This is a genomic window from Affinirhizobium capsici, from assembly GCF_977018625.1.
The window spans coordinates 1,916,840-1,929,219 of sequence record NZ_CDRNXD010000004.1 but is presented as its reverse complement, the minus strand read 5'-3'; the positions used below and the strand labels follow the sequence as shown (position 1 = coordinate 1,929,219).

The following is a 12,380-nucleotide window of genomic DNA, read 5'->3' as shown; positions in this document are numbered from 1 at the left end:
AGATCTCGCGTGCCGGGACGGGCGCGTCTGGAAGGGTTCGTATGAAGACGATGCAGGCAATTCGTGCAAGGTCTGGCGTGTGCGCCGTGGCCATTCTTGCTGCAATGGGTTTGTCCGGCTGCATGTCCAGCCCAACCTACGGCACAAGCAAGACTGCCGGAGAACAGTTGGTGGATGACCTTGGCTCGGCTGTCTCTATGGGACCGAGTGAAAAGCCCAACACCAAGTATAATCCACGCCCCGGACTTGTGGTGAACAAGACGCGGACGGACCAGCTTCCCGCGCCACAAACCTCTCTCGCCAGCCGCGATTCCAATGCCAACTGGCTCGAATCGCCAGAAGAGACCCGCGCACGTCTTCGCGATGAGGCTGAAGCCAACAAGAACAATCCGAACTACCGTTCGCCGCTTCTGGCTGGCAACGGAACCGCTGGAACCATGACTGAAAGCCAGAAATGGGAAGCCTTCCGTCAGGCCAAGGCCAATGCGGAAAGCCCCGGAGTCGTTGGCCAGCGCCGCACGCTGACAGAACCGCCAACGCAGTATCGCATTGCCGATAATGCCAATTTGAACGATCTGGGCGAGCCGGAGTTGAAGAAAGAGCGTGAGCGTAAGAAGTCTGCCGCGGCTGCTTCCGCCAATACATCTTCCTGGTGGAACCCCTTCAAGTAAGGGGTTAGCGTCTGGATCGAAAGAAATCCATCAGCAGTCTGGCTGAATCCGTTTCGGCCAGACCGGAATATACTTCCGGCGCGTGATGGCAGGTCGGCTGGTTGAAAAAGCGCACACCGCTTTCCACCGCACCCCCCTTTGGGTCGTTCGCGCCGTAATAGAGGCGGCGTATCCGCGCAAAAGATATGGCGCCTGCGCACATGGTGCAGGGCTCCAGTGTCACGTAAAGATCAGCTCCCACCAGCCGTTCCTCGGATACCTCTTCGCAAGCCATGCGCAGTGCCACGATTTCCGCGTGGGCGGTTACATCTTTCCACTCGCGGGTGCGGTTGCCGCCGCGCCCGATAATGCGATTGTCGAGAACCACGACCGCACCAATCGGCACTTCATCGCGCTGCCCGGCCTTTTCGGCCTCCTCAAATGCCGCGTCCATGAAACGATTTGTCCCGCCCATGCGGCGATTCCCTCTTAACCCGGCGGGCTTGACCTGATAGGAACACTGCCAACCTGCGTCGCGCCGGTTTTCCGAGATGCGACAAGATGCAAGTATAAGTCAACACGCACTCGGTCCGGGCGATTGCCGCTCGACCCACGCTTCAGGCAAACAACGAATGAGCTTTAAAGACAAGCCGAAGCGCGAAGGGGGCAAACCCTTCGCTCGCGACAGCAAAAAAACAAACGCACCGCGCAAAAATGGCGGTTCATCCTTTTCCGGCGAAAAGGGTGCACCGAAGTTTTCGCGCAAGCCCGCTGTAGATGCTGCGGAAGCAGCGGCAGCGACGGCCGATAAGCCGGAGCGCATTTCCAAAATCCTTGCACGTGCAGGTATTGCCTCTCGTCGCGATGTCGAGCGCATGATCATGGAAGGCCGTGTCAGTCTCAATGGCAAGGTGCTGGAAACGCCGGTGGTGAATGCCACGCTGGCGGACAAGATCGAGGTGGATGGCCAGCCGATCCGCGGCATCGAGCGCACGCGCCTCTGGCTTTACCACAAGCCAGCCGGTTTGGTGACGACGAATTCCGATCCAGAAGGCCGTTCGACAGTGTTTGAAAACCTGCCGGATGATCTGCCGCGTGTGATGTCCATCGGTCGCCTCGATATCAATACCGAAGGCCTGCTGCTTCTCACAAATGATGGTGGTCTTTCCCGTGTTCTGGAGCTGCCGACAACTGGCTGGCTGCGCCGCTACCGCGTGCGCGCCCATGGTGAGGTAAGCCAGGAAGATCTGGACAAGCTGAAGGATGGCATTGCGGTCGATGGTGTTCTCTACGGCTCCATCGATGCCACGCTGGATCGCACCCAGGGCCACAATGTGTGGATCACCATGGGGCTTCGCGAAGGCAAGAACCGCGAAATCAAGAACGTGCTGGGAGCGCTCGGTCTCGACGTGAACCGTCTGATCCGCATTTCCTATGGCCCGTTCCAGCTTGGAGACCTGCCGGAAGGCCATGTGGTGGAAGTGCGTGGCCGCATGTTGCGCGACCAGTTGGGTCCGCGCCTGATTGAAGAATCCAAGGCCAATTTCGACGCGCCGATCTATAGCAATCCTGTCGCTGACGAGGAAAAGCCGCAGCCAAAGGCAGCGCGCACCGATGGAGATCGGGGCTGGACGAGCGACCGTGGCGAGCGCACTGAGCGTGATGACCGGGGTGCCAAGCCAAGACGCGAAGGCGGGGACCGCTTTGGTGATAAGCCGAAGGGCCGGTTCGGTGACAAGCCAGCCGGTCGGTCCGGCGGCAAGTTCCAGGGCAAATCCGAGGGCAGGGGCGGCGGCCGCTTCGATGAGGAGCAGCCGAAGAAGCGCCCACCCATGGGTTCGTCGCGCACAGCCAATGTGTGGATGGCACCGGGTGCACGTCCAACGGCAGATGGCGTAGAGAAAAAATCTGCGGCCCGCGCCGAGGCTGAACGCTTCTTCAAGAAGGATCAGCAAGAGACACGCCGCTCTAACGTCAACCGCGTTGAAGGGGATAGCGACTGGATTCGCGCTGAATCCCCGCCGGAGCGTTCGCGTGATGAGGGTGATCGCGGCTTCGGTGGTCGTGGTGGCGAACGCCGCGAACGTTCGGACCGCCCACCCTTCCGTGGTGACAGACCGGATCGCGGTGAACGTTCCGAGCGTCCGGCACGCTCTGACCGCCCCTTCCGTGGGGAAAAATCAGATCGCGGTCAGCGCCCTGACAATGGGGATCGCCCACCGCGTGGTGAGCGTCCATTCCGCAGCGAGAGACCGGATCGCGGAGAGCGTTCTGACCGTCCCGCACGCACAGACCGTCCGTTCCGGGCTGAAAGAACCGAGCGTAGCGAACGCCCGGATCGTGGCGACCGTCCGCCGCGCAGCGATCGTCCTTTCCGTGGCGAGCGTTCGGAAAGATCGGAACGCCCGAACCGCGAGGGTGGCTTTGGCCGGCCGCAAGGTGAGCGCGGCGAGGCTCGTGGCAAGCCATTCGGCGAACGCGGCGAAGGTCGTGGCCGTCCCTCCGGTGAGCGTGATGGCGCGCGCGGCGGTTTCGGTGGCAGATCTGAAGGCGGCAAGCCAGGCGGTGGAAAGTCCTTCGGCGGCAAGCCGGGTGGTGGAAAGTCCTTCGGCGGTAAACCGGGTGGCGGGAAGCCTTCCGGCGGTCGTCCCGGTGGCAAGCCCTCCGGTAGCCGTGGTCCCGGTTCTGGCCCGAAGGGCGGTGGAAACCGCTCCAGAGGTCCAAGGGGCTAATTGATGCGCATTGTTGGTGGTGAGTTTCGCGGCCGCTCTTTGGTCACGCCGAAAACGAATGCGATCCGGCCAACGATAGACCGGACCCGCGAGAGCCTGTTCAACATCATCGGGCATGTTTACCCGGAAGCAATTGAGGGTTCAGCACGTGTGCTGGACCTCTTCGCCGGAACGGGAGCCGTTGGTCTGGAAGCTTTGTCGCGTGGTTGCCGCACGGCGCTCTTTGTTGAGAACGGCGTCGAAGGGCGCGGTATTCTCTGGGAGAATATCGAGCAGTTCGGCTTGCATGGCCGCGCCCGCATCATGCGGCGCGATGCCACAAAGCTCGGGTCTGTCGGCAATATCGAGCCGTTTCATTTCGTCTTTGCCGATCCGCCTTATGGTCAGGGTCTTGGTGAAACGGCGCTTCTTTCCGCGCATCAGGGTGGCTGGATCATGTCCGGCGCGCTTGTCGTGCTGGAAGAGCGGGCAGACGTCGCCATCCAGTGCGATCCCGTGTTCCAGCCGCTGGAAAGCCGCGTATTTGGCGATACCCGCGTCGATTTCTTCCGTTATCAGCCAGGCTGAGGCACCTCATGACCACACGGATTTCGCTCCTTGATGAGAAGCCCGTGTCGGATGGAAGAGTGCCGCGTGTCGCCATTGCCTTCGGTGGTGGCGGTGCGCGTGGCATCGCCCATATCGCTGTTATTGAAGCGCTGGATGAAATGGGCATCCGCCCGGTTGCCATTGCCGGGTCTTCCATCGGTGCCATTTTCGGCGCTGGCATGGCCGCTGGCATGAGCGGGTCCGAAATCCGGGCCTACACGCTAGAAACCATCGGCAATCGCGGCGCGGTTCTCAACCGGCTATGGTCACTGGGACCCGCCAGCATGCGTGATGGCATCGGCGGTTTCCGTCTTGGCCATTTCAATCTTGAGCGTATTCTGGAAGCCTTCCTGCCCAGCGCCATTCCGCAGGATTTTGCTGATCTCAAAATTCCGTTGAAGATTGCCGTTACCGATTACTACGGGCAAGCGGAAGCCATGCTGGAAAGCGGCAACCTGCACACGGCTATCGCAGCTTCCGCGGCTATTCCGGGTCTTTTCATGCCGGTGCGCATCAATGGCCGCATCATGGTGGATGGCGGCATCTTCAATCCAATCCCATGGGAACACCTGATGGATGTGTGCGACATCGTCATCGGTGTTGATGTGGTTGGTGCGCCGGAAGGCGATGGAACCCATGCCCCCAACCGCTTCGACAGCATGTTCGGGGCTAGCCAGTTGATGATGCAATCGGCCATAGCCATCAAGATGAAACTGCACCCGCCGCATATCTTCCTGCGTCCCTCGGTCAACCGTTTCCGTGTGCTGGATTTCCTGAAAGCGCGGGAAATCCTGGAGGAATCCGATCCGATCAAGGATGAGCTGAAGCGTGCCTATGCAGGAATTCTGGCTCACGCCTGACCGGCGGATTCCGCATCCTGCACGGTTGGCACCCGCTTTGGCTTGGTAAGAGGCTCCGGGCGAACGGGGCGCGTGTGCAGCATGTGAAGGCCAGCTGAGAGACCTTCCGCCGCCTGGATCTGCAGCCTTTCCTCATCGCGTTCGCGGATATCGTCAACAATCTCAGCGGCTTCGGCTTCCGTCTTGCCCAGCGCTTCCAGCGTTTTCTGGCCGAAGACTAGACCAGATTCCAGCGTCTCGCGAAGTTCGTAGGCTACTTCGCGGGCTCGCAGAGAAATCGTGTGGATGCGATCATAGGAGCGCACGAAGAGCTTTACTTCGGGAAATTCCGCCCGGATCAGGTCCACTACGCGGTCGGTAATATCCCGCCGATGGGTGCAGACCGCAACGATCTTGGCGCGTTCGATGCCTGCGGCAAGAAGCACTTCCTTGCGTGTTCCATCCCCGAAATAGATGCGGAAACCAAAGGAACTCGCCTGGCGAATACGATCCGGCGAATCGTCGATCACGGTGACATCGCGCCCACCAGCCAGCAGGATTTGCGCGGCAATCTGGCCGAAGCGGGAAAAGCCCACCATCAGCACATCCGCACCGGCACCCTCGAAATCCTCTTCGATTTCCTCATGCGGCTTTCCATCTGGCAGGGTGCGCCGCACGAGGGCAGCTCCAAGTGGGGTGAGGGCCATGGATAGCGTAACGCTGGCAATCAGCAACGAGGAGGTCTGAGCCGAAAGCAGCCCGGCACTGACAGCTGTGGTAAACAGCACGAACCCGAATTCCCCGCCTTGCGGAAGAAGGGCTGCAATGCTCAACGAATCCTCTTTGTTAGACCCCCAAAGCCGACACAGAACGAAGATCACCAGACCTTTTGCCAACATGAACAGCGGCACACCCGCGAGGATCAGCAGCAGGTTTGAAAGAATGGCATTCAGATCCAGCGACAGGCCCACAGCCATGAAGAACATGGCAAGCAGCAGCCCACGAAAGGGCTCGATATCCGCTTCCAGTTCATGCCGGTAGCTGGATTCGGCAAGCATGATACCCGCTAAAAAAGCCCCCATGGCCATGGAAAGGCCAACGAGCTGCATGGCAACCGCAGACCCAAGCACCACCAGAAGGGCAGCCGCCAGCATGACTTCACGTGCACCCGTGCGGGCAATGATCTGGAACATCGGCGTTAGCAGATAGCGGCCCGCAACAATCATGGCGACAATGGCGACCACGGCGCGACCAACATCCACGAGAATGGTGGAGGTGCTGGCTTCGGGGCCGGAGCCAAGGATGGTGACCAGCGCCAGAAGCGGCACGATAGCCAGATCTTGAAAGAGAAGGATCGAAAAGGCCCGCCTGCCATAAAGCGCATTGGTTTCACCGTTATCCGCCAGGATTTGCAGCGCAAAAGCCGTGGAGGAAAGGGCAAGTCCAAAGCCCGCAATCACGCTTCCCTGCCAGCTGGCGATATTGGCGAGATAGGCAAGGCCGGAGAGAATGAGGCCGGAAAAGAGAACCTGCGCCGTGCCGAGCACGAAAATATCGCCGCGCATCTGCCAAAGACGGGTCGGCTTCAATTCCAGCCCGATAATGAAGAGCAGAAACACAACGCCGAGTTCCGAGACGTGCAAAACCTCTTCCGGATCAGAAATCAGCCGCAGGATTGGGCCAATCACGACGCCTGCCGCCAGATAACCCAGCACCGTGCCCAGGCCTAGTTTGCGGAAAATGGGTGCTGCAAGTACAGCGCCGCCCAAAAGAAGAAGGGTCTCGTTGAAAAGCGGATCAGGGGCAGCCATAGGTATCTCGATGCGATGGGCGAGAGTGGAAGAATCTCCAACTCACCCTTGATGGATTCTTGAGCGCACAATACATGGTTCGTGAACGAAAGGTATAATCATGGCGTCTGAAATATCCTCTTCTTCTCTGCTGGCGCGGGCCGGTGATCTGATCGATCTGGCAAAGAAGGCGGGGGCCGATCAGGCGGATGCCGTGATCGTGCGGTCGAGATCCCGTTCCGTCAGTGTTCGCCTCGGCAAGGTGGAAAATACACAAAGCTCGGAAAGCGATGATTTTTCGTTGCGCGTCTTTGTCGGGCAGCGGGTGGCGAGCGTTTCCGCCAATCCGGGCTTTGATCTGAAGGCGCTGGCCGAACGTGCCGTTGCCATGGCCAAGGTTTCGCCGGAAGATCCGTTTGCGACCCAAGCCGAAGCCAAGGATCTGGCCCATGAATTCCCGGATCTTGAGCTTTTCGATCCGACGGAGATTTCAACGGAATCGTTAACGCAAGAGGCATTGGCCTGTGAGGCGGCCGCACTTGCCGTTCAAGGTGTGAGCAATTCTTCCGGCGCTGGTGCCTCTGCCGGGGCAGGCGGTTTGGTGCTTGTGACGTCGCATGGTTTTTCCGGCAGCTACATGGCCAGCCGCTTCGGTCGCTCCGTCAGCGTTATCGCTGGCGAGGGCACCAAGATGGAGCGCGATTACGAATTCGATAGCCGTCTTTATGCCGCTGATCTCGATAGCTCGGCAGAGATCGGACGACGTGCAGGCGAACGGGTGGTGAAACGCGTCAACCCACGTCAGGTGCCAACGGCAAGCAATGTCACGGTGGTGTTCGAGCCGCGTCTCGCACGCGGTTTCGTCGGGCACATTGCCGGCGCGATCAACGGGGCCTCGGTTGCCCGCAAGACCAGCTTCCTGCGCGACAAGATGGGCCAACAGGTGCTGAAATCCGGCCTGCATCTGACCGACGATCCGCTGATCGTGCGCGGCTCCTCGTCGCGCCCCTTCGATGGCGAAGGCGTGCAAGGCGAGCGATTGGTCATGATCGGGGACGGCGTCCTCAATCATTGGTTCCTCTCCACCTCCACAGGCCGGGAATTGGGCCTGCCCACCAATGGACGTGGCGTACGAGGCGGCAACAGTGTCACGCCAGCCTCCACCAACCTGGCGCTGGAACCGGGTGATATTTCGCCCGAAGACCTGATCCGCAGCATTGGCACCGGCTTCTACGTGACGGAACTCATCGGCCATGGCGTCAACATGATCACCGGAGAATACAGCCGGGGTGCAACCGGTTTCTGGATCGAGAATGGCGAAATCGCCTATCCGGTTTCTGAAGTCACGATTGCATCGAACCTCAAGGACATGTTCATGCGCGTGACACCCGCCAACGACATTGACCGCAAGTTCGGCACGGCAGCCCCCACCATCGCAATCGAGGGCATGACGCTTGCCGGACGGTGAACCACGCAAGACCGCAATGACAGACTGGACAGAAGACCTATCGCTGATCAGACACGCCGCCCGCGAGGCGGGAGAGGTGGCGCTTGGCTTTTTCGGTCAATCGCCAGAGGTCTGGTGGAAGAACGAGGGTGGGCGTTCGCCTGTGAGTGCTGCCGATTTTGCCGCCAATGATCGAATTCGCGCAATCCTTGGCCGGGAAAGGCCCGATTATGGCTGGCTGTCTGAAGAGACCGATGACGATGAAACGCGGCTGACCGCTTCGACTGTCTTCGTCATCGATCCGATCGATGGCACGCGGGCTTTCATCAATGGCGATAAGGTCTGGTGCGTCAGCGTGGCTGTGGTGCACGGCGGGCAGCCTGTGGCAGGCGTACTGTTCGCGCCGGCGCTGAGGGAAGAATTCTGGGCGGTGAGCGGTGGCGAGGCGTTCAAAAACGGAAATGTGATCCGCGTATCTGAGGCGCAAGCGGGCGAACCACGCAAGATTGCACTGCCGGAAGACATGCTGGTGCGCTTCCCGAAGGAGTTGCGCCAAACCTTGACGCGCATTCGCCATGTCCCATCGCTGGCTTATCGTCTTGCCATGGTGGCGGATGGCCGGATCGATGGCACAGTGGTCAAGCGCAACTCGCATGATTGGGATCTGGCAGCAGCCGATATCATTCTGGAATGCGCTGGCGGCAGGCTGGTGGATGCCGAGGGTCAGCGTCTTGCCTATAATCGTCGTGGGGTTGCGCATGAAGAACTCTGCGCCGGGGCTGAACATGTTCTGGAAAGCCTGTTAGAGGGCATTGGCTCCTGTTGACCTTTGCTGCGAAATCTCGCAGGAGAGAGACGGGGGAGATGAAAGGAAAAGCTTAAAATGACCGATCAAAACGGCAAGAAGCAACTTCTTCACCTTGTTTTCGGGGGCGAGCTGTCCAGTCTTCAGGGTGTCGAGTTCAAGGATCTCCAGGCACTCGATATCGTTGGCATCTTTCCAGACTACGCCAGCGCGCTTCAGGCCTGGAAGGCTAAGGCGCAGCAGACGGTAGACAATGCCCAGATGCGTTACTTCATCGTGCATATGCACCGCTTGCTGGACCCGGACGCTTCGGCCTGAGTTCACGGATGCGCCATCGCCTGCCACGACGTGGCGCGTTTTTGACGCAATTCATGATCATAGCATGATGGGTGCTGCACGGCGGGCGAAGGCCAAAGGCGAAGAGTGGGTTTCAGGGGGCAGGCGATTTGAGTAGCGGCATGGCGCAAGTGGCCCTTTTGGGATATCGAGTGGCAGGCATATGCGCCTATCCACTCGCCTCTCCTTACTTGGCCTACCGCGCTTTCAAGGGCAAGGAAGACAAAAAGCGCAAGCTTGAACGGTTTGGCTATGCCAGCCAGCCGCGCCCCTATGGGCCGCTCATATGGGTTCATGCCGCAAGTGTTGGTGAGACGAACGCCGTCATCCCGCTTATTCAGGAACTTCTGCGCCGCGAAATTCATGTGTTGCTGACGACCGGAACAGTGACTTCAGCCTCGCTGGTGGAAAGCCGCCTCGGTGGCCAAGTCATCCATCAATATGTGCCGCTGGATCTCAAATTCTCCATCAAGCGCTTTATTGCCTACTGGCATCCGGATGCGGTGGTGACTGCCGAATCCGAGATCTGGCCGACGACTCTTGCCGAGTTGGCGCGCAGAAATATTCCGCAGATCCGCGTGAATGCACGCATGTCGGATCGCTCCTTTGATCGCTGGAAGAACCATCGCAAGATTGCCGAGCTTCTGTTTGGCAAGCTCTCGCTCGTGGTGGCGCGGTCCGATGTCGATGCGGAGCGGTTCAAGGATTTGGGCGCATGGCCGGTCATCATTTCCGGTAATCTCAAAGGCGATAGCGATCCACCACCTTGCGACGAAGCAGTGCTTGCACGTTACCGCAGCCAGATTGGGGACCGCCCGACATGGGCTGCCGTCTGCACCTTCGAAGGAGAGGAGGAGGGGGCCGCGTTTGTTCAGCGTGCCTTGAAACCCCGCCACCAACAATTGACCATTCTTGTGCCGCGCCATCCAGAACGGGGCGATGCCATTGAGGCGATGTTGCAGGAAAAGGGTCTCACCGTGGCACGTCGGTCCCGCAATGATGATATCACGCCTGAGACCGATGTGTTCCTGGGCGATACGATTGGTGAGATGGGGCTCTACCTGCGCCTGACCGAAATCTCTTTCGTTGGTCGTTCACTGACTGCTGAGGGCGGGCAGAACCCCATGGAATCCTCCATGCTTGGCTGTGCCGTTCTTTCCGGTCCCAACGTTCAGAATTTCCGCGAGACCTATCAGCACATCATTCGTCGCGGTGGTGCGCGCATGGTGCGCGATGTGGAAATGCTGGCGAAGGCTGTGCATTATCTGATGAGCAATGAGCTGGCTCGCCGCAAGATGATCGATAGTGGCCACGAGGCGATCCAGGATATGCGCGGCGCGCTCTCCACCACCATCAAGGCGCTGGAACCCTATATCAATCCGCTGACGGTCACCGCCCGTCTGCGTCCTGTCAGTGCGAGTGGCTGATGAGTGCGAAAGCTGATCTTTCCGTCATCAAGGGGCTGCTGTTCGATAAGGACGGCACATTGCTTCGTTATGACGAAAGCTGGGGCCCGGTGAACCGCGAAGCGGCGCGCATTGCAGCGGCAGGTCTTGGCCAGGAGTTCGAAGAGCGGCTGCTGGATGCCTGTGGCATGGACCCGGTCACGGGCAAGACGCGGGCCGACAGCCTGTTTGCAGCAGGAACAGCGGCGGAAATTGCCGCAGGCTTCGTCGCGGCCGGGTCGCCTCTGGCCGTCGATGCCCTCACTGTTGAACTGGATAATCTCTTCGTCCGCGCCTCGGATTTCTCGGTGGCGGTAACGGATCTTGGTGCCTTTTTCGGTCGTTTGAAGACGAGGGGGTTTCGTCTGGGCGTTGCCTCCAGCGATAACGAGCGCTCGATTCGCGAGACCGCGCGCCGCTTCGGTTTTCTCGGCCATCTGGATTTTATTGCCGGTTACGATAGCGGCCATGGCAGCAAGCCTCAGCCGGGCATGGTGCTGGGCTTTTGCGAGGCCGTTGGCCTCGATCCGAAAGAGGTCGCTGTGATTGGCGACAATAATCACGATCTGCATATGGCAGCGTCGGCTGGAGCGGGCCTGAAGCTCGCGGTACTGACCGGCACCGGCTCCCCCGCCACGCTGGAGGCCATGGCCGATCATGTGCTTGGCGATATCACAGGCGTTGAAACACTTCTGCCCGTTCGCGAGCAAGCCTGATGGTGTCCGAAGCGCCTCCCTTCTGGTGGGAAAAGGCGGATTGGCGAGCCTGGTGTTTATCCCCGCTATCCTTTGTGTATGGCAAGGTTGCCGGTCACCGCATGGCGCGGTCGAAGCGGCCTTCCGTGCCGGCGCCGGTATTCTGCGTCGGTAATTTTACGGTGGGTGGCGCTGGCAAAACGCCCACCGCCATTGCGATTGCACGCGCCGCCAAGGCCAAAGGCTTGAAACCCGGTTTCCTCAGCCGTGGTTATGGCGGCTCCCTTGATGTCACGACACTCGTCGATGCGGGTCATCATCGCGCCGATGCGGTGGGCGATGAGCCTCTGCTTCTGGTACGGGAAGCGCCGACCGTCATTTCACGCCGGCGGCTGGAAGGTGCGCAAAGGCTGGTCTCCGAAGGCTGCGATCTCATCATCATGGATGATGGTTTCCAGAGCGCCAGGCTGACGCTCGATTTCGCGCTTGTGGTCGTGGATTCCGTGCGTGGTATCGGCAATGGCCATATGGTGCCTGCTGGCCCGGTCCGGGCGCCGCTTGTTCTTCAGATGCAGCAAATGTCTTCAATGTTGAAGGTCGGCAATGCCGGTGCCGCCGATCCATTGGTGCGTCAGGCGTCAAGGGCAGGGAAGCCCGTTGCTGTTGCCAATCTCGTACCGATCGCCAACCCTGCCGTGTCGGGCAGTAAACTGCTGGCTTTCGCAGGCATTGCCGATCCAGCAAAGTTCTATCGCACGGTCACCTCCATTGGCGGTGAGATTGTCGCGACGCGCGATTTTCCTGATCATCATTATTTCGCCGAGGATGAAATTCGTGATCTCATGCGCGATGCGGAGAAACAGGGGCTAACCCTCGTGACCACGGCCAAGGATGCGGCGCGTCTCGCCGGGCATCATGGTGCGGCAGAAGAACTTCTGGCACGCTGCCAAGTGGTCGAGGTGGAACTTGTCTTCGACGATCCGCAAGGCCCGTCGAAGATGATCGATCTCGCTCTGGAAAATTGCCGCAAGCGCCTGCTTCGGTAGACGCGTT

At 59.7% G+C, this 12,380-nt stretch carries 12 protein-coding genes; 10 read left to right on the top strand and 2 right to left on the bottom strand.

Features of this window, described 5'->3' with window-relative positions; all coding sequences use genetic code 11:
* The first annotated feature begins 41 nt into the window (after window positions 1–41).
* Complete coding sequence (locus AC0JZ1_RS12705; RefSeq protein WP_471882718.1) at window positions 42–671, top strand: hypothetical protein; 630 nt, start codon at window positions 42–44, stop codon at window positions 669–671.
* Between the two features lie 4 nt (window positions 672–675).
* Here AC0JZ1_RS12705 and AC0JZ1_RS12700 read toward each other — a convergent pair whose 3' ends face one another.
* Window positions 676–1,125 (bottom strand): nucleoside deaminase, encoded by a 450-nt coding sequence (locus tag AC0JZ1_RS12700; RefSeq protein ID WP_471882717.1) that lies wholly within the window; start codon window positions 1,123–1,125, stop codon window positions 676–678.
* A gap of 157 nt (window positions 1,126–1,282) precedes the next feature.
* Here AC0JZ1_RS12700 and AC0JZ1_RS12695 point away from each other — a divergent pair, with 157 nt between their 5' ends.
* Genes AC0JZ1_RS12695 through AC0JZ1_RS12685 form a run of 3 tightly spaced genes read left to right on the top strand, consistent with a single transcriptional unit; the run spans window position 1,283 to window position 4,830 of the window.
* Window positions 1,283–3,382, top strand: coding sequence for a pseudouridine synthase (locus AC0JZ1_RS12695; protein WP_471882716.1), 2,100 nt, complete (start codon window positions 1,283–1,285; stop codon window positions 3,380–3,382).
* Window positions 3,383–3,385: 3 nt separating this feature from the next.
* The gene (rsmD, locus tag AC0JZ1_RS12690; protein ID WP_471882715.1) at window positions 3,386–3,949 is read left to right on the top strand and encodes a 16S rRNA (guanine(966)-N(2))-methyltransferase RsmD; all 564 of its coding nucleotides are present in this window, start codon (window positions 3,386–3,388) and stop codon (window positions 3,947–3,949) included.
* A gap of 8 nt (window positions 3,950–3,957) precedes the next feature.
* Window positions 3,958–4,830 (top strand): patatin-like phospholipase family protein, encoded by an 873-nt coding sequence (locus tag AC0JZ1_RS12685; RefSeq protein WP_471882714.1) that lies wholly within the window; start codon window positions 3,958–3,960, stop codon window positions 4,828–4,830.
* On the opposite strand, the gene AC0JZ1_RS12680 is transcribed toward AC0JZ1_RS12685, so the two are convergent.
* Window positions 4,821–6,620 carry a monovalent cation:proton antiporter-2 (CPA2) family protein gene (locus AC0JZ1_RS12680; RefSeq protein ID WP_471882713.1) on the bottom strand — a complete coding sequence of 600 codons (1,800 nt, stop codon included), beginning with the start codon at window positions 6,618–6,620 and terminating at the stop codon, window positions 4,821–4,823. The genes AC0JZ1_RS12685 and AC0JZ1_RS12680 overlap by 10 nt on opposite strands.
* A 100-nt stretch (window positions 6,621–6,720) precedes the next feature.
* On the opposite strand from AC0JZ1_RS12680, the gene AC0JZ1_RS12675 reads away from it, so the two are divergent.
* The 6 genes from AC0JZ1_RS12675 (at window position 6,721) to lpxK (ending at window position 12,373) form a co-directional block, all read left to right on the top strand.
* Window positions 6,721–8,067 carry a TldD/PmbA family protein gene (locus tag AC0JZ1_RS12675; RefSeq protein ID WP_471882712.1) on the top strand — a complete coding sequence of 449 codons (1,347 nt, stop codon included), beginning with the start codon at window positions 6,721–6,723 and terminating at the stop codon, window positions 8,065–8,067.
* 16 nt (window positions 8,068–8,083) lie between these two features.
* Window positions 8,084–8,872 carry a 3'(2'),5'-bisphosphate nucleotidase CysQ gene (locus AC0JZ1_RS12670; protein WP_471882711.1) on the top strand — a complete coding sequence of 263 codons (789 nt, stop codon included), beginning with the start codon at window positions 8,084–8,086 and terminating at the stop codon, window positions 8,870–8,872.
* 57 nt (window positions 8,873–8,929) lie between these two features.
* Complete coding sequence (locus AC0JZ1_RS12665) at window positions 8,930–9,169, top strand: DUF4170 domain-containing protein (protein ID WP_471882710.1); 240 nt, start codon at window positions 8,930–8,932, stop codon at window positions 9,167–9,169.
* A gap of 128 nt (window positions 9,170–9,297) precedes the next feature.
* Window positions 9,298–10,614 carry a lipid IV(A) 3-deoxy-D-manno-octulosonic acid transferase gene (gene waaA / locus AC0JZ1_RS12660; RefSeq protein WP_471882709.1) on the top strand — a complete coding sequence of 439 codons (1,317 nt, stop codon included), beginning with the start codon at window positions 9,298–9,300 and terminating at the stop codon, window positions 10,612–10,614.
* Window positions 10,614–11,348, top strand: coding sequence for an HAD family hydrolase (locus tag AC0JZ1_RS12655; RefSeq protein WP_471882708.1), 735 nt, complete (start codon window positions 10,614–10,616; stop codon window positions 11,346–11,348). Before waaA ends, AC0JZ1_RS12655 begins: the two co-directional genes overlap by 1 nt.
* On the top strand, window positions 11,348–12,373 hold the full coding sequence (gene lpxK, locus AC0JZ1_RS12650; RefSeq protein WP_471882707.1) for a tetraacyldisaccharide 4'-kinase: 1,026 nt from the start codon (window positions 11,348–11,350) through the stop codon (window positions 12,371–12,373). Before AC0JZ1_RS12655 ends, lpxK begins: the two co-directional genes overlap by 1 nt.
* The last annotated feature ends 7 nt before the right edge of the window (window positions 12,374–12,380 follow it).

Bases quoted from the DNA above. Each gene is read 5' to 3' on its own strand.
- AC0JZ1_RS12655 (WP_471882708.1), top strand. From the start codon at position 10,614: ATGAGTGCGAAAGCTGATCTTTCCGTCATCAAGGGGCTGCTGTTCGAT.
- AC0JZ1_RS12695 (WP_471882716.1), top strand. From the start codon at position 1,283: ATGAGCTTTAAAGACAAGCCGAAGCGCGAAGGGGGCAAACCCTTCGCT.
- AC0JZ1_RS12685 (WP_471882714.1), top strand. From the start codon at position 3,958: ATGACCACACGGATTTCGCTCCTTGATGAGAAGCCCGTGTCGGATGGA.
- rsmD (WP_471882715.1), top strand. From the start codon at position 3,386: ATGCGCATTGTTGGTGGTGAGTTTCGCGGCCGCTCTTTGGTCACGCCG.
- AC0JZ1_RS12670 (WP_471882711.1), top strand. From the start codon at position 8,084: ATGACAGACTGGACAGAAGACCTATCGCTGATCAGACACGCCGCCCGC.
- AC0JZ1_RS12705 (WP_471882718.1), top strand. From the start codon at position 42: ATGAAGACGATGCAGGCAATTCGTGCAAGGTCTGGCGTGTGCGCCGTG.
- AC0JZ1_RS12700 (WP_471882717.1), bottom strand. From the start codon at position 1,125: ATGGGCGGGACAAATCGTTTCATGGACGCGGCATTTGAGGAGGCCGAA.
- AC0JZ1_RS12680 (WP_471882713.1), bottom strand. From the start codon at position 6,620: ATGGCTGCCCCTGATCCGCTTTTCAACGAGACCCTTCTTCTTTTGGGC.
- AC0JZ1_RS12665 (WP_471882710.1), top strand. From the start codon at position 8,930: ATGACCGATCAAAACGGCAAGAAGCAACTTCTTCACCTTGTTTTCGGG.
- lpxK (WP_471882707.1), top strand. From the start codon at position 11,348: ATGGTGTCCGAAGCGCCTCCCTTCTGGTGGGAAAAGGCGGATTGGCGA.
- AC0JZ1_RS12675 (WP_471882712.1), top strand. From the start codon at position 6,721: ATGGCGTCTGAAATATCCTCTTCTTCTCTGCTGGCGCGGGCCGGTGAT.